12 protein-coding genes are annotated in these 18,959 nt (G+C 62.0%); 6 read left to right on the top strand and 6 right to left on the bottom strand.

What is annotated here, in order from left to right; translation table 11 throughout:
- The first annotated feature begins 29 nt into the window (after positions 1 to 29).
- Positions 30 to 941 (top strand): UDP-3-O-acyl-N-acetylglucosamine deacetylase, encoded by a 912-nt coding sequence (lpxC, locus tag PBDP_RS24210; RefSeq protein ID WP_030139673.1) that lies wholly within the window; start codon positions 30 to 32, stop codon positions 939 to 941.
- Between the two features lie 200 nt (positions 942 to 1,141).
- A complete protein-coding gene (locus tag PBDP_RS24205; RefSeq protein ID WP_212801425.1) occupies positions 1,142 to 5,185 on the top strand; it encodes a dermonecrotic toxin domain-containing protein in 4,044 nt (1,347 codons plus the stop codon).
- Positions 5,186 to 5,220: 35 nt separating this feature from the next.
- Here PBDP_RS24205 and PBDP_RS24200 read toward each other — a convergent pair whose 3' ends face one another.
- The 5 genes from PBDP_RS24200 to PBDP_RS24180 form a co-directional block, all read right to left on the bottom strand.
- Positions 5,221 to 6,717, bottom strand: coding sequence for a sensor domain-containing diguanylate cyclase (locus PBDP_RS24200; RefSeq protein WP_212801424.1), 1,497 nt, complete (start codon positions 6,715 to 6,717; stop codon positions 5,221 to 5,223).
- Between the two features lie 232 nt (positions 6,718 to 6,949).
- The gene (locus PBDP_RS24195) at positions 6,950 to 8,317 is read right to left on the bottom strand and encodes a heavy metal sensor histidine kinase (protein WP_163856831.1); all 1,368 of its coding nucleotides are present in this window, start codon (positions 8,315 to 8,317) and stop codon (positions 6,950 to 6,952) included.
- A complete protein-coding gene (locus tag PBDP_RS24190; protein WP_109754802.1) occupies positions 8,304 to 8,987 on the bottom strand; it encodes a heavy metal response regulator transcription factor in 684 nt (227 codons plus the stop codon). Before PBDP_RS24190 ends, PBDP_RS24195 begins: the two co-directional genes overlap by 14 nt.
- Positions 8,988 to 8,996: 9 nt before the next feature.
- Positions 8,997 to 12,113: a multidrug efflux RND transporter permease subunit gene (locus PBDP_RS24185; protein ID WP_116833395.1), complete on the bottom strand. Its 3,117-nt coding sequence runs from the start codon at positions 12,111 to 12,113 to the stop codon at positions 8,997 to 8,999.
- Positions 12,110 to 13,267, bottom strand: a complete 1,158-nt coding sequence (locus tag PBDP_RS24180; RefSeq protein WP_109754800.1) for an efflux RND transporter periplasmic adaptor subunit — start codon at positions 13,265 to 13,267, stop codon at positions 12,110 to 12,112. The genes PBDP_RS24185 and PBDP_RS24180 overlap by 4 nt, the downstream gene beginning before the upstream one ends.
- A gap of 236 nt (positions 13,268 to 13,503) precedes the next feature.
- Between PBDP_RS24180 and PBDP_RS24175 the strand changes: the two genes are divergently transcribed.
- Positions 13,504 to 13,761 (top strand): hypothetical protein, encoded by a 258-nt coding sequence (locus PBDP_RS24175; RefSeq protein WP_109754799.1) that lies wholly within the window; start codon positions 13,504 to 13,506, stop codon positions 13,759 to 13,761.
- A gap of 29 nt (positions 13,762 to 13,790) precedes the next feature.
- On the opposite strand, the gene PBDP_RS24170 is transcribed toward PBDP_RS24175, so the two are convergent.
- Complete coding sequence (locus tag PBDP_RS24170; RefSeq protein ID WP_109754798.1) at positions 13,791 to 14,759, bottom strand: LysR family transcriptional regulator; 969 nt, start codon at positions 14,757 to 14,759, stop codon at positions 13,791 to 13,793.
- A gap of 322 nt (positions 14,760 to 15,081) precedes the next feature.
- Between PBDP_RS24170 and PBDP_RS24165 the strand changes: the two genes are divergently transcribed.
- From PBDP_RS24165 to PBDP_RS24155, 3 genes are read left to right on the top strand one after another with little or no spacing between them, the layout of a single operon-like run.
- The gene (locus PBDP_RS24165; protein WP_212802535.1) at positions 15,082 to 16,554 is read left to right on the top strand and encodes an efflux transporter outer membrane subunit; all 1,473 of its coding nucleotides are present in this window, start codon (positions 15,082 to 15,084) and stop codon (positions 16,552 to 16,554) included.
- Positions 16,555 to 16,561: 7 nt separating this feature from the next.
- Complete coding sequence (locus PBDP_RS24160; RefSeq protein WP_212802534.1) at positions 16,562 to 18,766, top strand: FUSC family protein; 2,205 nt, start codon at positions 16,562 to 16,564, stop codon at positions 18,764 to 18,766.
- Positions 18,756 to 18,956, top strand: coding sequence for a DUF1656 domain-containing protein (locus PBDP_RS24155; RefSeq protein WP_024617598.1), 201 nt, complete (start codon positions 18,756 to 18,758; stop codon positions 18,954 to 18,956). Before PBDP_RS24160 ends, PBDP_RS24155 begins: the two co-directional genes overlap by 11 nt.
- Positions 18,957 to 18,959: the final 3 nt, after the last annotated feature.

Below are 18,959 nucleotides of genomic sequence, written 5' to 3'. Positions count from 1 at the left end.
TCGCAATTTGCGCTGAAGCGGCCCATGCCATGATTAAACAACGCACCCTGAAGAATATTATCCGTGCCACAGGTGTCGGCTTGCACTCCGGCGAGAAGGTCTATCTGACCCTCAAGCCCGCGCCTGTCGATACCGGCATCGTGTTTTGTCGTGCCGACCTCGACCCTGTGGTGCAGATTCCTGCTCGCGCGGAAAACGTTGGTGAAACCACTATGTCGACCACGTTGGTCAACGGTGACACCAAAGTGGACACGGTGGAGCATTTGCTCTCGGCCATGGCTGGCCTGGGCATCGATAACGCCTACGTCGAGCTCTCCGCGTCCGAAGTCCCGATCATGGATGGCAGTGCCGGACCCTTCGTATTCCTGATTCAATCGGCTGGCCTGGAAGAGCAGGACGCGGCCAAGAAGTTCATCCGCATCCTGCGGGAAGTGACAGTGGAAGACGGCGACAAGCGCGCCACTTTCGTCCCTTTCGAAGGTTTCAAGGTGAGCTTCGAGATCGATTTCGATCACCCGGTTTTCCGTGACCGCACCCAGAGTGCAAGCGTGGATTTTTCCAGCACTTCGTTCGTAAAAGAAGTCAGCCGCGCCCGTACCTTTGGTTTCATGAGTGACATCGAGTACCTGCGCAAGCACAACCTCGCACTCGGCGGCAGTGTTGAAAACGCGATCGTGGTCGATTCCGATGGTGTACTGAACGAAGACGGCCTTCGTTATGAAGACGAATTCGTCAAGCACAAGATCCTCGATGCAATCGGCGACCTCTACCTGCTGGGCAATAGCCTGATTGGTGAGTTCAAGGGCTTCAAGTCCGGCCACGCACTGAACAACCAGCTGCTGCGCAAGTTGATTGAGCAGAAAGATGCTTGGGAAGTCGTGACGTTTGAAGATGCCAGTACCGCACCAATCTCTTACATGCGCCCTGTAGCGGCTGTGTAAGCAAAAAAACCTCTCTAGTTTTTTAAGGGCTGCCTTTGGGTGGCCTTTTTTTATGGCTGTTTCTTGGGTAAGCATCGTGCTGGGCGAGAACGCTTTCTGTGGCAAGGGGAGTGATACCGCCACGTGCGGTATATATGTACCACCCTGTCCCAGTATTCCTTCACTACGTTGTTCCTTCCAAACCCCCTCAGGAAGAGAACATGCTGGAGAATATCCCCTTACACACCGCTATCGCCCTGCTGCTAAGCCGACTCCATGCTTCGCAGCAGCAGATGATCCACTTGAACGACGCCGTTCCACGCGTCTCGAAGGTGGCGGCGCGGCATCTGGACTATTGGTTCACGAGAACCTTCCCCGCGCTCACGGACAAGGTGACGGTAAAAGAAATACGCGTGTGCCGGCTGCAGGGCGGCGCCAACTCCGAGCACACAGCCGATGGGCCAGCGTTAACACGCACGGCAGTGGAAACCGTCCCCCTCGACACGCTGTTCTGGCGCGCGGTCGCCGGCCAAATGAGTGCTCGCGAGTTCTTTCTCGAATTGGGCAACATCGACATCGTCGTCGAAAAAGACAGCGTCACCGATCGGCCGGCCGTCCTGAACAGCCGTGACGCCAAGGAGCAAATCAAGCGACTGATCGGCATCACCCCAGGGTCATATGAACGACTGTTGGTGCGGGCGCTGGATGACTTCTGGGACCGACCGCCCGACCGCAGCCAGGACACCCCTGTCAGCGATTGGCTGGCCTATGAGTTCGGTGCGCAGCTCAAGGCACAAGCGGATCTTCACCGGCTGGATCGAACGCTGAGCCTGCCAATGCACAAGGCGATTACCGAGGGTGCGCTGGCGGCACTGGACGCGGCGACTCGCGCCTGGCTCGAGGAACGTGTTCGGCCCGGGGTGTATAGCCTGAGTATCACCCCCGAAGGGTGGGGGTTCGACGTGTTGGTGTCGGGCGTCGTGGTACTGACGCAGCATGACAGTCTCGACGACCCGGGGGGCGCGCTGTTGTACAGGCCGGGCAGGCCGCTGGAGGTGTACGGCGACCTGGCGGCGCTGAAGACTAGCCTGAAAGCTGACAATGACGCGTCGGACGAGGTGGACATCGTCCCCATCGCCGAGGACTTTCTTGCCCGTTTGGTCACGGACCTGCGAACGGCGCAGAAAACAGCCGTGAGCGACGCTTTACTTAGAGGCCCGGCAGCGGGAGAGACCATCACTGCCTGGGTGGCGAGGCTGGATGCCGCGGCGAGCGTCAAGCACAGGCTGGACCTGGCCGCCGCCATGGACGAACGCGAACTACGGCTTAACCTGCAAAGACTCGGCGCCTGGCTGCACGGCAACCCGAACGTTATCGGCAGCGACCGCGTGGCCTGGTGGCGCGCGGTGCAGGATCTGCAAAGCGCCACGGCGGATACACCGCCACCAGACCCGGTGACGCTGGCCACCCCTGAAGCCCTTCACGACCGGACCCGCACACTGCTGGCTGGTTTCATCAGGGAGAAATACCCACCGGTCGACCCGGACGATGTGTCGCTGAATATCAGAAGGCAGTTGATTGACCCACACGCCCCCACAGGCGGGTCGCCGTTTGGCTCCGGGATATCGCAAGGCAGCGTGAGGGGGGTTATCGATGATCGGCGCTCCATGACGCAGTGGGCGATGTCGAACCTGACAGATGACGAACGCAATGCGCCTCAACCTACCGTCGAAGGGCCGCTGAGTTTTGCGCAGATTGTAGAGGTCATTGAGAGGGCCAATATCGGTGCCCGGCTTGCGACCGAGCTGCAGCTCGCAGCCCGGGAGCGCCAGGCAGAATGGATGTCTCTGAAAGCGAAGCAAATGCGGGCCCAAGCATGGGCCGCCCATATCTCGGGCGACTTGAGGCACGACCGCGACAATACCGGGCTGAAACTGGTGCTGGAGGCGCTGGACAACCCAACGGCCGCGGGGCGCGGTAAGGTCAACGGGCACGAAGTGGTCGTTCGTCAGTTGTGCTGGGGCGATAGCGTGTTGAAGGAAGTACTGGCGTTTGGGGTGAAGACGGTGGCGAGCCGACCCTCGCTGACGCTGTACACGCCGGGAGCGCCGGACGGAAAAAACTTCAGGGATGTCGATGCGCAAAACGCTCGTGCATTGGAAACGACCCTGGCGCAGACGCTCACCGCCACCTCGGAAATGACCCGCTGGCTCATTTCGCATCTGCCATTGCAGGAGCAGGCCGAGCAGCTTGACAGCCTGGTACCGAACTCGGAAAACCTGACGTTCGAGCAGAAGATAAAGCAAGTCACCCAGTCCGTGATCGGGTGGGCAAAGGACAGGGCAGAGAATGATTTCGCGATGAAAATTTCGTCGCCCGTGGTTGAAGCGAATCTGTTCAACGTGCTGCATGAAACGCAAATAGCCCATGCGATTAAAACGGCGGACATGCTGACCGTGACGAATGCCGAGCGCGATAGCGCGTCCGCGCGGGAGGGGCGCCGAAACGGCGTCACGCTGCTGACGGGGGCGATGTCGATGTTCCCGGTAGGCCAACTGGGCGGCCTTTTGGGGCGCGCGATCCTGCCGACAATGCTGGGCGGCGCCGCGCTTTCGGCCATAGACGATGCGGGCGGTAGCCTCCGTCAGTGGACGAGTGATTTTATTGGCGGGCTGGGCGAGATCATCGCCGAGGCCGGGCAGGACTTGATCATGGCCCGCGCGGGGCGCCGGGGCCAGGCACGCCCGATGCTATCGTCCTTGCCTCGCATGCCCGATCCAGAGTTGGAGCCCTTTGTTCTCAGAGGGTTTGACGGTAAGGGATTGGTGCCCGAGGGGCGCAACCGGTACAGGGACGCCGGCGGGCAGGGGTATCTGGTGATGCACCAGGGTTTTTACAAAACAGCTGTGCAGGGCGGTGAGCGGATCATTTACGCGCCAGACAACCGATCCAACCAGCGCACGGTGACGTGGGAAAAGGGCGAATGGCGGGTTGAAGAGCGCCAGCGCTTGCGCGGTGGTGGCGCGGTACAAAGCCTGCTCGGTTGGCCCTCCGAGACCCCGCAACAGAGAACCTGCAATGCTTTAGTGGAGGGGGTATTGGTCAAGAATCGCAACGCCTCCCCCGAGGCCATCAACACGGCAAAGGGCATTTTTAATTCGATGCCAGAGGTGCTGGCCGAACGCATCCTTAGCGAGAGCATGGCGGATACAGGCGCAGCCGATATAAGTACTTACCGTTCACAGATCCGAGACTTGAGTCGGGGATGGGGCAATATGGCTAGACATAAAGCCGCCCATGGAAAGCTGTTAGACAAGATGAACACTTGGGGCATCGTCGTCCTGAGTTGCATGGACATCGAAGCACAGGTGTCCAACATAGCCCTTACCGACGTCCAGAAAATAAAAATATATGACACGATACTGGCTCATCAAAACATGTTCTTTACCCAAGACACCATCCGGATGAACACGACTATCATCACGGACAATCTTACCGGCGCGGTCTTCATGGCCATCACCCCCAAGACTGGGAAAAAGAGGGCAGCCATCGATAAAATAGCGAAAGACACCCGGGAAATGTTAGTGGCCGTAGAGCGTGAAATGGAGGCCAGGGCAACCGCTCTATTCCCGGGAAATGAGCCGCAAGCAATAGCCGCCAAGCGCAACTACATGGCCTCGACCGACTACTATAACGAACTGATCGATGCACTCAGGGAGGAGAAGCAACGCCGGCATAAACCCGGGCTGCTGACCGAGATAAGGAACCATCGAGTGCCTTACATAATCGCCAATCGGGGCAAGACGCGGCGAAACGTCATGTTGATCACCGAAGAAGAAATCACAAATTTTACGAGTACCCTCTCCAACTACGAGCCGTTCGACATCGACCTTGTTACACAGGCCCGAACTCATCGCGTGACCGCGACCCAGCCAAGCGTCACAACCCCTGTTTTACCTGAGCCATCGCCCGCACCGGACAAGTTCACGGTAGGCACCAGCCTGCTGGCTGAAACGCAGATGGCATACGATAACTTTACCGAGACCGCCAGGACGAAAGTCATGGAGATCATGGACGACATTCGTGCCGGCAGGGTGACCACCAAGAGAATCAACAGGTATTACTGGTATGACATGGCTCGGCTAGACCCAGGCCATGGCAGAGGCGCATGGCGCGCCGCGTTTGAACGCCAGGGCGATACATGGACGCTCCAGGGTTTTTATGATTATCACGCGAACAAACCGGCGACCGTCTGGGGGGGCTGAACAAAGCGAAAGCCGGTGCTTACCTTGATCAGGTTTTACATCGCACAAACTACGCGATTACGCCCACTGGCCTTGGCCTGGTACAACGCCTTGTCCGCGGCGAACAGGAGTTGTTCGAGTTCGCCATACGGCCCTTGGACCCAAGTGGCGATGCCGATGCTGACGGTCAGGGGCGCGCCACCGGCGATAGCCGGTGGCAGTTGTTCCACCGCCTCGCGGATGTGCTGGGCCATGGTGAACGCGCCGGCGGTGGTGGTTTCCGGCAGTACTACCGAGAATTCCTCACCGCCGTAGCGCGCTGCCAGGTCGGCCGGTCGGCGGACGTGCCTGCTGATCAACCGCGCGAGGGTTCGCAAGGCCTCGTCACCGCCCTGGTGCCCATGGCGATCATTGAACGCCTTGAAGTGATCGGCATCAATCATCATGACCGACAGCGGCTGGCCCGAGCGCTGTGCCCGTAGCCATTCCTGTTGCAGTGCTTCGTCCAGGGCCCGGCGGTTGGCCAGGCCTGTTAGCGAGTCGACGGACGCCAGTTGGGCCAATTCCCGCTCCGCAGCGTGGCGGCGTCGTAGTTCACGGCGCAGCAGCCAGGTGAGCCAGAGTAAACCGATGCACAGTGCGCCGGTAGCGCCGCTGACCAGCAGTGCTGTACGTTGCCATGAAGCAAAGACCTCCTGGGTCGAGAGCGCGACCACCACGATCAACGGCAAGTTGCCCACTTGGGAAAAGGTGTACAGGCGCGTCGTCTGGTCCTGGCCAGACACGCTGGTGAAACTACCATTGCCTTCGCGCAGGATGCGTACGAAGTTCGGTCGGTTACTGAAGTCCTTGCCTGTCAGGTCTTCGGCCAAGGGCGGTTCTTGCGCCAGGAGAATACCGTCTCGGCTGACCAGATTGACCGTGCCGCCATGACCGATGTTCAGGCTCTTGAACAATTGGTTGAAGTAGTTCAAGCGCATTGCTGCCTCGGCCACGCCTATGAACTCACCCCGTTCATCGCTCAGCCGACGGCTGAAACTGATGCGCCAGTCCTGCGCGTGGCTCCTGGACCGAAACGGGCGGCTGATCATCATGTCCAGGCTCGGGTTCTGGACATGGGATTGGAAATACTCCCGATCGGCATAATTGCCTTTGCGCGGTTCGATCGAGGCGGAGTCAGCGATCACATCGCCGTGTTTGTCGAGCAGCAGGATGTCGCCTTTGTAGGGCGCGGCGGTGGCGCGGTCGAACAGCGCCAGATGGCGAATCGTTGGCGAAACGTCTTTCAGATCATCGCGCTTGGCGGCGGCGACCAGACCTTGCAGCGACAGATCGTAGAGCTCCACGTTGCGCAGCACATCGGCATCGATCAGTTGCACGATATTGGTCGCCGCACGCGTCGCTGCCTGTTGGGCGGCGGCGTGTTCACGAATCAGCAGGAAGGTCACGATACCCAGGATGGCAATGACAACCAGCGAACTGGCCAGTACGAGTACCCATTCTGAACGTCTGGAAAGCGGGGTGTTGCCGGGTGTCGCACTGCGCGCGCTCATGGTTCCGATGTCTGCATTGTCATGTGGCTGGGATCCGTCCCAAAGGATTGCAAACCGGCAATGAACCAGATGCTGGCCTTTTGCTGATTGTGCTTGGATCGGTGGAGGCGGGCAATCAGTGTTTGTGCAATAAGCCGGTGGGAGCTGCCGAAGGTTGCGATCTGTTGATTTTGATCGAGCTGGCTTTCGCCCAGCATTCAATTCGGGAAAAGATCGAATCCTATAGAGGGCTTCAGGCCGGCAAGCGGATCCCGAACGTGTTGGCGCCCTGGTCGCTGTGCACGAACACATCCCCACCATGCATCAGTGCAATCGCCTTGACGATGGCCAATCCCAGCCCATGGTTGGCGCCGCTGTTGCTGCGCGAGGCGTCGACGCGATAGAACCGTTCGAACAGGCGCGGCAGGTGCTCGCCGGCAATCGGTTCGCCGGGGTTGGTGACGGCAAGGCAGATCTGGTCGCCAAGGGCTTCGATGCGCACGTCGATCACTTGCCCTGGCGCGGTGTGTTGTACGGCGTTGCTCAACAGGTTGATCAGTGCTCGACGCAGGTGGGCGATCTCGATGTTGGCCTGGGCGTCGCCGCTGACCCGGACCCGGACCTGGGCGTCTTCGAGAATGAAGTCCAGGTAGTCGAGGGTGGTCGCCACTTCTCCGGCCAGGGAGGTGCTGGTCAGCTTGGTGGCCTTGCTACCCTGGTCGGCGCTGGCCAGGAACAGCATGTCGTTGATGATCGAGCGCAGCCGTTCCAATTCTTCGAGGTTTGACTGCAACACTTCGAAGTAATGCTCGGCCGAGCGTCCGCGGGTCAGGGCTACTTGGGTCTGGCCGATCAGGTTGGTCAGGGGTGAGCGCAGTTCATGGGCGACGTCGGCGTTGAACGATTCCAGGCGCGAGTAAGCCTGTTCGACCCGGTCGAGGGTGGCGTTGAAGGAACTGACGAACTGGCTCAGCTCCGGCGGCAAGGGCGATAGCTGCAAGCGTCCGGACAGGCGGGGCGGGGCCAGGCGCCGAGCCTCATCGGACAGCTTGATCAGCGGCTTGAGGCCGATACGCGCGACCCAGTAGCCCAGCAATGAAGCCAGGATCACACCGACGATCGCCAGGCTCACCAGCGCCACCAACAGGCGATGCTGGGTCTGGTAGAAGGTCTCGGTGTCGATGCCGATCATGAAGCGTAGCGATGGGCGCAGGTCCTTGGCCGGGAATTGGCTCACCAGCACTTTCATCGGGTAGTGCCGGTGGGGCAACGTCAGGTCGCGTTTGCCCAGGGGGCCTTGGGCAAAGGTACGGATCTGCGCATCGGGATCGCCGTATTCAAAGCGCGGATCGTCACTGACGATCCAGAAATGGATGCGCTTGTCTTCTTCACCGAGCAATCGCAGCTTGTTGTTGATCTTCACCCAGTGTTCAGGCGTGCCGTAGCGGCCGACCGTGGACTCCAGGACGCTGTAGCGGGCATCGAGTTCGGCTTCGGGCAGCAGCCCCAGGCCCTTGGCGACCTGTTGGTACAAGGCACCCCCGATCAACAGGAACACCAACGCCGCCACCAGCGTGAACATGGCGCTCAGGCGCAGGGCGATGCTGTCAGGGAAGCTCATCACTGCGACTCTCCAGCACATAGCCCATGCCGCGGATGGTGTGCAGCAGTTTCTGCTCGAATGGCCCATCGAGCTTGGCCCGCAAGCGTTTGATCGCCACTTCCACCACGTTGGCGTCACTGTCGAAGTTGATGTCCCAGACCATTTCGGCAATGGCGGTTTTCGACAGGATCTCGCCCTGGCGACGGGCCAGGACGCTGAGCAGGGAGAATTCCTTGGCCGTCAGGTCGAGGCGCTGGCCGGCACGGGTGGCCTTGCGGCTGATCAGGTCGATCCACAGGTCGGCGATGCTCACCTGCACCGGTTCATGACCACCGCTGCGGCGGGTCAGGGCTTGCAGGCGAGCGACCAGTTCCAGGAACGAGAAGGGCTTGCCCAGGTAATCATCGGCACCGTCGCGCAGCCCCTTGATGCGGTCCTCGACCCGTTCCCGGGCGGTGAGCATGATCACCGGTGTCTGCTTGCGGGCGCGCAAGGCCCGCAGTACGCCGAAGCCGTCCAGGCCCGGCAGCATCACGTCGAGCACGATCACCGCATAGTCGGTTTCCAGGGCCAGGTGCAGCCCCTCGATGCCGTCCGGCGCCACGTCCACGGTGTAGCCCTGTTCGGTCAGGCCGCGGTGCAGGTAGTCCGCGGTTTTTTCTTCGTCTTCGATAATCAGAACGCGCATGGCCCCGCCTCAGTGGTCTGTGCTCGCCAGCGCCGCCGTCGGCGCCGACCCTGGCTGATGGGCGGGCCGATGGAACAGTCGCTCCAGCCACAAGTATATGACCGGTGTGGTGAACAGCGTCAGCGCCTGGCTCACCAGCAGGCCGCCCACCACCGCGATGCCCAGGGGCTGGCGCAGCTCTGCGCCGGGGCCATAGCCGAGCATCAGCGGCAAGGCACCGAGCAGTGCGGCCAGGGTGGTCATCATGATCGGACGGAAGCGTGTCAGGCACGCCTGGAAAATCGCTTCCTGGGGCGCGAGTCCTCTGTTGCGCTGGGCGTCGAGGGCGAAGTCGATCATCAGGATGCCGTTCTTCTTGACGATCCCGATCAGCAGCACCAGCCCGATCAGCGCCATGATCGAAAAGTCCTGGCCCAGCAGCCAGAGCATGATCAGCGCGCCGAGGCCGGCGGAGGGCAGGGTGGAGATGATCGTCAACGGATGCACGAAACTCTCGTAGAGCACGCCGAGGATGATGTACACGGCCACCAGCGCGGCGAGGATCAGCCATGGCTGGCTGGCCAGGGAGCTCTGGAAGGCCTGGGCTGCGCCCTGGAAGCTGCCGGTGATGGCCGCCGGCATGCCGATTTCGTTCTTCGCCTGGTCGAGCAGGCGCACTGCGTCCCCCAGGGCCACGCCTGGTGCCAGGTTGAATGACAGGTTGGCGGCCGGGAACATGCCGTCGTGGGCAATCGACAGCGGGCCGTTGCTCGGCGCATCGAAGCGGGCCAGGGCCGAGAGCGGCACCATTTCCCCGCTCAGGGGCGAACGCAGGTAGAAATACGCCAGGCTTTCGGCCTTGCCTCGTTGCTGGGCGTCGAGCTCCAGGATCACGTTGTACTGGTTGGTCTCGGTCTGGAATTCATTGATCTGGCGCTGGCCGAAGGCGTCGTATAGAGCCTGGTCGACATCGGTGGCGGTGAGGCCGAAACGTGCCGCCGCGCTGCGGTCAATATTGATGTGGGTGATGCTGCCGCCCAGTTGCAGGTCGTTGGAGATGTCACGAAACGCCGGGTTGCCGCGCAGCTTGTCGGTGAGTTTTTGCGTCCAGGCGTTCAGGCTCGGTCCATCGTTGCTCTTGAGCACGTATTGGTATTGGGCGCGACTGGGGCCGGAACTGAGGTTGATGTCCTGTCCGGCCCTGAGGTACAGCACCACGCCGGGGATTTTCAGTAATTGCGGGCGGATCCGGTCGATGAAGCCGCTGGCCGACACGTCACGCTCGCCCCGGGGCTTGAGGGCGATCCAGAAGCGGCCGTTGGCGATGGTCTGGTTGTTGCCCGAGACGCCGACGGAGTGGGAGAAGGTTTGCACCGCCGGGTCGGCGGCGACGATTTCGGCCAGGGCCTTGTGCTTGGCCACCATGTCCGGGAATGACACATCGGCGGCGGCTTCGCTGGTGCCCAGCACCAGGCCGGTGTCCTGTACCGGGAAGAACCCCTTGGGAATGAACACGTAGCCCACCACCGCCAATGCCAGGGTCAGGCCGAACACACCGATCATCAGTTTTTGATGGGCCAGGGCCCGACGCAGGCCGTGCTCGTACCAGCTCAGCAGGCGCTCGCCGAAACCTGGCGCGCCGTGGGCATGGTGCACCGGAGCGCGCATGAACAGCGCGGCCAGGGTCGGCGCCAACGTGAGCGACACCACCACTGAAATCAGGATGGTCGAGGTGGCGGTCAGGGCGAACTCCTTGAACAGGCGCCCGACCACGCCGCCCATGAACAGCAACGGAATGAACGCCGCTATCAACGAGAAACTGATGGAGACCACGGTGAAGCCGATTTCGCCAGCGCCCTTGATCGCCGCTTCGCGCATGCCGTCTCCGGCCTCCAGGTGCCGGTGGATGTTCTCCACCACCACGATCGCATCGTCCACCACGAACCCCACCGAAATGACGATCGCCACCAGGGTCAGGTTGTTCAGGCTGAAGCCCATCACGTACATCAACGCGAAACTGGCGGTCAGCGATACCCCCAGCACCGCCGAGACAATCAGGGTCGCCGAGAGCTGGCGCAGGAACAACGCCATCACCGCGACCACCAGCAGCACCGCGATCAGCAAGGTGATTTCCACTTCATGCAACGAGGCGCGGATGGTCTGGGTGCGGTCGATCAGGACCTTGACCTGCACTGCGGCGGGCAACATGGCTTGCAGGGTGGGCAGGGCCGCCTGGATGCGGTCGACGGTCTCGACGATGTTCGCCCCCGGCTGCCGGAAGATCACCAGGTTGACCCCCGGTTCGTTGTCGGCCCAGGCCTGGACGTAGGCGTTTTCCGAGCCGTTGACGACCTTGGCGATGTCCTTGAGGTGAACCGGTGCCCCGTCCTTGTAGGACACGATCAGCTCACCGTACTCCTCAGGTTGGAACAGCTGGTCGTTGGTGGACAGGGTGGAAACGCTCGATTCGCCGTACAGGGCGCCCTTGGCCAGGTTGAGGCTGGCCTGCTGGAGCGCCAGGCGGATGTCCGCCAGGGTCAGGCCGATGGCGGCGAGTCGGTCAGCCGAGGCCTGGACCCGGATCGCCGGACGTTGCTGGCCGGTAATGTAGATTTGCCCTACACCATCGATCTGGCTGATCTGACGCGAGAGCAGGGTCTCGACGTAGTCGCTCAGCTCGGTTCCGGGCATCAGGGTGGAACTGATGCTGAGGATCAGCACCGGGCTGTCGGCGGGGTTGACCTTGCGCCAGGTCGGCAGGTTCGGCATGTCGTTGGGCAGTTTGCCGGCGGCGGTGTTGATCGCCGCCTGCACTTCCTGGGCGGCGGTGTCGATGCTTTTATCGAGGCTGAATTGCAGGATCAGGTTGGTCGAGCCCAGGGCGCTGCTGGAGGTCATCTGGGTGATGCCGGGGATGGCACTGAATTGCACTTCCAGCGGTGTGGCCACCGACGAGGCCATGGTTTCGGGACTGGCCCCCGGCAACTGCGCGTTGACCTGGATGGTCGGGAATTCCGCCTCCGGCAACGGCGCGACGGGCAGGCGAGGAAACGCGATCACCCCCAGCAGGACCAGGGCAAACGTCAGCAGCACCGTGGCGATCGGGTGGTCGATGCACCACGCCGAAACCGAGCCGCGGCCCTTCATGGTTGCGGCTCCGCGGTCTTGGCCAGGGCGGGCGGATCACTGAGCACCTGGATGTGGCTGCCAGGCTTGAGCCGTGACTGACCGTCGCTCACCAGTTGGTCGCCGGCGTTCACGCCCTTGATGATGTGCATGTCGCTGTCCTGGTAAACCATCACCACCGGCACGCTCTCGACCTTGTCGCCCTTGATCCGGTACACGAAGTGTTGCTCCAGCCCGCGCTGGACCACGGTGGGAGGCACCACCAGGGCGTCCTTGTCGAGGGCGGTCTGGATCTTCAGCGTCACCAGTTGCCCGGGCCACAGCCGTTGCGCGGCGTTGTTGAATTCAGCCTTGGCCCGCAGGGTCCCGGTGTTGGTGTTGATCTGGTTGTCGATAAGACTCAGGCGCCCCTCGCCCAGCAACTCCCCGGTGGCACCATCGGCACCGATGTAGGCCTTGACCAAGGCTTGCTCGGGCGCCGCGATCAACCGTTGCAAGGTGGGCAGCATCTGCTGGGGCAGGGAGAACTCCACTGCGATCGGATCGATCTGGGTCACCGTGAACAGGCCTTCGGTGTCGCTGGTGCGCAGGAAGTTGCCTTCATCCACGTTACGAATGCCGACACGCCCGCTCACCGGGGAGCGGATCTGGGTGTAGGAAAGTTGCACCTGCGCCGAGTCGATGGCCGCCTGGTTGCCCTGGGCGGTGGCCTTGAGCTGGTTGACCAGCGCCTGTTGCTGGTCATAGGTCTGTTTCGATACGCCGTCATCGACGCTGAGTAATTTGTAGCGCTTGAGATTGACCTGGGCCACGGCGAGCTGCGCCTGGCTCTCGCCGAGTTGGGCCCGGGCCTGGTCGAGGCTGGCGCGGATCGAACGATCGTCGATGGTCGCCAACAGGTCCCCCTTCTTGACCAACTGTCCTTCCTTGACCAACAACCGGGTGAGGATGCCGTCGATCTGCGGCCGGATGACCACGCTGTGCAGCGACAGGACCGTGCCGATGCCGCTGGCAAAGCGCGGTACGTCTTTTTGCACCACGCTGACGGCCCGTACCGGAACAGCGGCGGGAGCGCTGGGCTTGGCGGTCACGGGCTTGAGCACAAACCAGAGGACAAGGGCCGCCAGGGCGACCAACAGCACGACGAGCAGGACAGTTTTCTTCTGGGTGTGCATGGATATGAAAGGCCGGTTCGGGACACAGGAGTTGGAGCTTTCTTATATAGCGTTACGAGCCGGTCAGGAAGGTGACGGCTAACTGTCAGGCTTGTCAGTTTTGTCCCGGCTTGCTGTCAGATGAATGGTTGTGCTGGATGAAACTGCCCTGCGCGCTGTGATATCGGCCAGGTATACTGCCGCCTTTCGCGGCTCGCTCTTCGGGCCCGACTGGCATGCATGACCCGGAGCCCTACATGAATTCCCCGACATCTTCGCCTGCGGACGAACTCCCTGGCGGCGAACAGGCCGATTTGTCCCACAGCGATGTTTCCAGCGCCGAGGACGTCAAAGCGCCGATTCCGGCCTTCAAATTCCCGTTCAAACCTGGTGAGCTGGCTGCGGCCAAGGGTGCCGGGCAACAGCCGTGGTACAAGAACGGCGCGAAGAATGGCCATACCAAGACCCCGGGCGCTGCGCCTCCCGGCACGCGTCGTTCGATGGGCAAGCGCTGAAATCATCCTTCTTCACGCACGGGGCGATCTCAGTTCGCGACCCGTGCGCCAGCCAGCTTTCCGCTCAATTCGTAAGCCGCCAGCTCAGACTGGTGCGCCGCGAGGATTTCCGGCAACGAGCCTCGCAGGTACTCGACCCAGGTCTTGATCTTCGCATCCAGGTATTGGCGCGACGGGTAGATGGCATAGAGGTTCAGTTCCTGGGAGCGGTAGTTGGGCATGACCCGCACCAGCGTGCCGTTGCGCAAGCCTTCGATGGCGGCGTACACCGGCAGTACCCCCACGCCCATGCCGCTGGTGATCGCGGTTTTCATCGCGTCGGCGGAATTGACCAGGAACGGTGAGCTGTTGATGGTGACCATCTCCTGGCCTTCCGGGCCGTCGAACACCCATTTTTCCAGCGGAATGACCGGGCTGACCAGGCGCAGGCAGGCGTGGTTGAGCAGGTCGCTGGGTTTTTGCGGGCAGCCGCTGGCTTTCACGTAGGCGGGCGACGCGCAGACGATGCTGTAGGTAATCCCCAGGCGCTGGGAGACAAAACCCGAATCCGGCAGCTCGCTGGCGAGCACGATGGAGACGTCATAGCCCTCGTCGAGGATGTCCGGCACCCGGTTGGCCAGGGTCAGGTCGAAGGTCACATCCGGATGCGTCTTGCGGTAACGGGCGATGGCGTCGATCACGAAATGCTGGCCGATGCCGGTCATCGTGTGGACCTTCAACTGCCCGGCCGGTCGCGCGTGGGCATCGCTGGCCTCGGCTTCCGCTTCTTCGACATAAGCCAGGATCTGCTCGCAACGCAACAAGTAGCGTTTACCCGCCTCGGTCAGGGCGATCCGGCGAGTGGTACGGTTGAGCAGGCGGGTTTGCAGGTGGGCTTCCAGATTGGAAACCGCACGCGAGACGTTGGCTGTGGTGGTATCCAGTTGCACGGCGGCGGCGGTGAAACTGCCGGCTTCGGCAACACAGCTGAACGCGCGCATGTTTTGCAAGGTGTCCATGGAGGGCTCTCTTGGGAGGTGGCAAATTGTGACACGAAGTTACAGAGCTGCGGGACCCGACTAATGGATTATCGCGTTAACGGTAACAAAGATTCACAGAAAGGTCGGCTTATCGCCGGGGAGGGCGATGCCTAGAATTGCCGCCAATCCTGGACCTATTGACTCCTTGTGGGAGCGAGCCTGCTCGCGATGGGGGCACCACATCCACCTTCGATGTGTCTGGCCGGACGCCATCGCGAGCAGGCTCGCTCCCACAAGTGTGTTACCAGGCATGCATCCTCATGATCGCTTCATGCCTCTCCATCTCAGGAATTTTGCGCAAGTGCCGCGTTGCATCAGCAGAGAGCTGAAGACTCTCAGTGTTTGGGTTCTGACATTAACCATCAGCGGTTGCATCGGGACAGGAGGGATTGGGCCGCAAAGCCAGGTGTTACCGGCCAACCAATTGGCTACCGATGCGGCCATCCGCGAGGCCGCCCGCGATGCCCACTGGCCTACCCACCAGTGGTGGAACGCCTATGGCGACCCGCAGTTGAATCGCTGGATCGACCTGGCCGTGCAAGGTAGCCCGAGCCTGGCCATGGCCGCTGCCCGGGTACGCCAGGCCAAGGCCTTGGCCGGCGTGGTCGAGGCCGCCGAGTCGCTGCAGATCAATGGCCAGGCGACCCTCAAGCGTCACAACTGGCCCACCGATCAGTTCTATGGCCCGGGCGAGCTCGCCGACACCACCACCTGGGACAACAACGCCGGCCTGGGCTTGAGTTACGCCCTGGACCTGTGGGGGCGCGAGCGTAATGCCAGTGAACGGGCGGTGGACCTGGCCCATGTCAGTGTCGCTGAGGCGCGGCAGGCGCAACTGGAATTGCAGAGCAACATCGTGCGCGCATACATCCAGTTTTCGTTGCACTACGCCCAGCGCGATATCGTCGCCGCGACCCTCCATCAACAAGAGCAGATTCTAGAGCTGGCGCAAAAGCGCCTGGATGGCGGCATCGGCACCCATTTCGAAGTCAGCCAGGCCCAGGCGCCGTTGCCTGAGACCCATCGCCAACTCGACGCCCTGGACGAAGCCATTGCCTTGAGCCGCAATCAGTTGGCGGCACTGGCGGGCAAGGGACCGGGAGCGGGCGGCCAGTTGCAACGACCCACCCTGGCCCTCGGCGCACCTTTGAAGTTGCCGTCGGCCTTGCCCGCCGAGCTGCTCGGCCAGCGTCCGGATGTGGTGGCCGGGCGTTGGCAAGTGGCAGCTCAGGCGCGGGGTATCGATGTGGCTCGCGCCGGTTTTTATCCCAACGTCGACCTGGTGGGCAGCATCGGCTACATGGCCACCGGCGGCGGGGCGCTGGAGTTCTTGACCGGCAAGAAGCTCACCTACAACGTCGGGCCGGCGATCACGTTGCCGATCTTCGACGGTGGGCGCTTGCGTTCGCAGTTGGGCGAGGCGGCGGCCGGCTATGACATCGCCGTGGCCCACTACAACCAGACGCTGGTGGAGGCCCTCAAGAGCATTTCCGATCAGTTGATCCGCCGTGAATCGATGGATAAGCAACAAGCCTTCGCCGCCGAATCGGTGGCGGCCGCCCAGCGTACTTACGATATTGCGCTGGTGGCGTTCCAGCGCGGGCTGACGGATTACCTCAACGTGCTCAACGCCCAAAGCCTGTTGTTCAAGCAGCAACAGGTGCAACAGCAGGTACAGGCGGCGCGCTTGAGTGCCCATGCCGACCTGGTGACGGCGTTGGGCGGTGGGCTGGAAGCCGGCAACGATTCCCCCGACTCGAGCCATGCAGAGTAGTTCTATCGTGATGTCTTTATTCGCTCCTGCCCGCTGGCTCTACCGCCTCGAATGGCGCCGTGGTTTCTTCGACTGGGCCCGCAGCGACGGGGTGACCTGGGTCTATATCTTCAAGGTCCTGTTTGCTGCGTTTTTGACCTTGTGGCTGGCGATGCGCCTGGAACTGCCCCAACCGCGCACGGCCATGATCACCGTATTCATTGTCATGCAGCCCCAGAGCGGGCAGGTGTTCGCCAAGAGCTTCTATCGCTTGCTCGGTACCCTGGCCGGCTCGGCGGTGATGGTGGCGTTGATCGCCTTGTTTGCCCAGAACACCGAGCCGTTTCTCGGTTGCCTGGCGATCTGGGTTGGCCTCTGTTCGGCGGGGGCGGCGCGTTACCGCAACTTCCGGGCCTACGGTTTTGTGCTGGCCGGCTACACCGCGGCGATGATTGGCCTGCCAGCCCTGGCCCATCCGGAAGGCGCGTTCATGGCGGCGGTCTGGCGGGTGCTGGAGATATCCCTGGGAATTCTCTGCGCTACCCTGGTCAGCGCCGCGATCCTGCCGCAAACCGCCAGCGCCGCCATGCGCAATGCCTTGTACCAGCGCTTTGGGGTATTTGCCCTGTTCGTGACCGATGGCCTGCGTGGGCGCAGCCAGCGAGAGGCCTTCGAGGCGCGTAACGTGGGCTTCATCGCTGAAGCCGTCGGCCTGGAAAGCCTGCGCAGCGTGACCGTGTTCGAAGACCCGCACATGCGTCGGCGCAATGGCCGGCTCAGTCGTTTGAACAGCGAGTTCATGGGCGTCACCACCCGCTTCAACGCCTTGCACCAATTACTCGAACGCTTGCGCGGCAGTGCGGCGGATCACGTGGTCAACGCCATCAAGCCGGGTTTGCAAACCTTGGCTGAACTGCTCGACGGCTTCAGTGGCCGCGCCCTGACCGACGCCGATGCGGCCCGTCTGGCGGTGGCGCTGGCCGACTATAAGGCCGAACTGCCGGCCCAGGTACGACGGCTGCGAGCGTTGTTCCAGGAAACGGAACCCAGTGATGGGCAGCAGTTGGATTTCCATACCGCCTACGAGCTGCTTTATCGCTTCGTCGACGATCTGCATGGCTATGCCCTGACCCATGCATCCCTGGCCGATCATCGCCACGAACGTGAGCGCTGGGACGAACCATTCGTGCCGCAGACCAACTGGTTGGCTGCCACGGCATCGGGTATTCGTGCCGCCTTCATCCTGTTGGTGCTGGGTAGTTACTGGGTCGCCACGGCTTGGCCGAGCGGCGCGACCATGACGATGATCGCCGCCGCCACGGTGGGCTTGTCGGCCGCGACGCCCAACCCCAAGCGCATGGCGTTCCAGATGGCCTGCGGCACGTTGTTCGGGGCGTTGATCGGCTTCGTCGAGATGTTTTTCATCTTCCCGTTGATCGATGGCTTCCCGTTGCTTTGCGTGATGCTGGCGCCAGTGATCATGCTCGGTTCGTTCCTCAGTTCCAGGCCGCAATACGCCGGAGTCGGACTGGGGCTGCTGATCTTTTTCAGCACCGGTTCGGTGCCGGACAACCTGACGGTCTACAACCCCTACGCGTTCATCAACGACTACATCGCGATGATCCTCGGCATGCTGGTATGTGCGGCGGCTGGGGCAATCATCCTGCCGCCCAACAGCCGCTGGTTGTGGCGCCGGTTGGAGCAGGACCTGCGCGAGCAAGTGGTGTTTGCCATCAGCGGCAAGCTCAAGGGCCTGGCGTCGAGTTTCGAAAGCGGTACCCGCGACTTGCTGCACCAAGCCTACGGGCTGGCGGCGGGGCAGCCCCAGGTGCAACGGGGATTGCTGCGCTGGATGTTCGTGGTGCTGGAGGTTGGCCACGCGATTATCGAGTTGCGCAAGGAGCAGGCGATTTTGCCCGTGCATCCGGCTTATGCCGAAAGCCAGCCGTGGCGCCAGGCGATCCGCGTGATGGGGCGGGCGCTGGTGCGGCTGTTCCGCCAGCCGAGCCAGAGCAATCTGGAGCGTGCCCTGGTGGCAGTGGATCACGCCATCAGCCGTGTGCAGGCCACCGACGAACCCTTCGCCCCGCATTTCGACACCTCGGCCCTGCGTCGGGTGAAAAGCTACCTGCATTTCATCCGTACCTCGCTGCTCGACCCGCAATCGCCATTGGCCGGCTATGCCATGCCGCCTGCCACACCGCTGTCCCAGGAACCTGAACATGCCCCGTGAGATCGCCTTCCATGGCGTGTACATGCCCACCATGACCTTGATGTTCTTCATCGCCGCCGCCCTGGCCTGGGCGTTGGACCGCTTCCTGTCGGGGCTGGACCTGTACCGCTTCTTCTGGCACCCGGCGTTGCTGCGCCTGAGTCTGTTTACCTGCCTGTTCGGCGCGCTGGCGCTGACGGTCTACCGTTGAGAT

Source organism: Pseudomonas sp. St290 (assembly GCF_018325805.1).
Taxonomy (GTDB): Bacteria; Pseudomonadota; Gammaproteobacteria; order Pseudomonadales; family Pseudomonadaceae; genus Aquipseudomonas; species Aquipseudomonas bijieensis.
Note: the sequence above shows the minus strand (reverse complement) of the source record. Positions and strands in the feature narration are given on the sequence as shown.

Bases quoted from the DNA above. Each gene is read 5' to 3' on its own strand.
- PBDP_RS24205 (WP_212801425.1), top strand. From the start codon at position 1,142: ATGCTGGAGAATATCCCCTTACACACCGCTATCGCCCTGCTGCTAAGC.
- lpxC (WP_030139673.1), top strand. From the start codon at position 30: ATGATTAAACAACGCACCCTGAAGAATATTATCCGTGCCACAGGTGTC.
- PBDP_RS24200 (WP_212801424.1), bottom strand. From the start codon at position 6,717: ATGAGCGCGCGCAGTGCGACACCCGGCAACACCCCGCTTTCCAGACGT.
- PBDP_RS24190 (WP_109754802.1), bottom strand. From the start codon at position 8,987: ATGCGCGTTCTGATTATCGAAGACGAAGAAAAAACCGCGGACTACCTG.
- PBDP_RS24180 (WP_109754800.1), bottom strand. From the start codon at position 13,267: ATGCACACCCAGAAGAAAACTGTCCTGCTCGTCGTGCTGTTGGTCGCC.
- PBDP_RS24175 (WP_109754799.1), top strand. From the start codon at position 13,504: ATGAATTCCCCGACATCTTCGCCTGCGGACGAACTCCCTGGCGGCGAA.
- PBDP_RS24170 (WP_109754798.1), bottom strand. From the start codon at position 14,759: ATGGACACCTTGCAAAACATGCGCGCGTTCAGCTGTGTTGCCGAAGCC.
- PBDP_RS24155 (WP_024617598.1), top strand. From the start codon at position 18,756: ATGCCCCGTGAGATCGCCTTCCATGGCGTGTACATGCCCACCATGACC.
- PBDP_RS24195 (WP_163856831.1), bottom strand. From the start codon at position 8,317: ATGAGCTTCCCTGACAGCATCGCCCTGCGCCTGAGCGCCATGTTCACG.
- PBDP_RS24185 (WP_116833395.1), bottom strand. From the start codon at position 12,113: ATGAAGGGCCGCGGCTCGGTTTCGGCGTGGTGCATCGACCACCCGATC.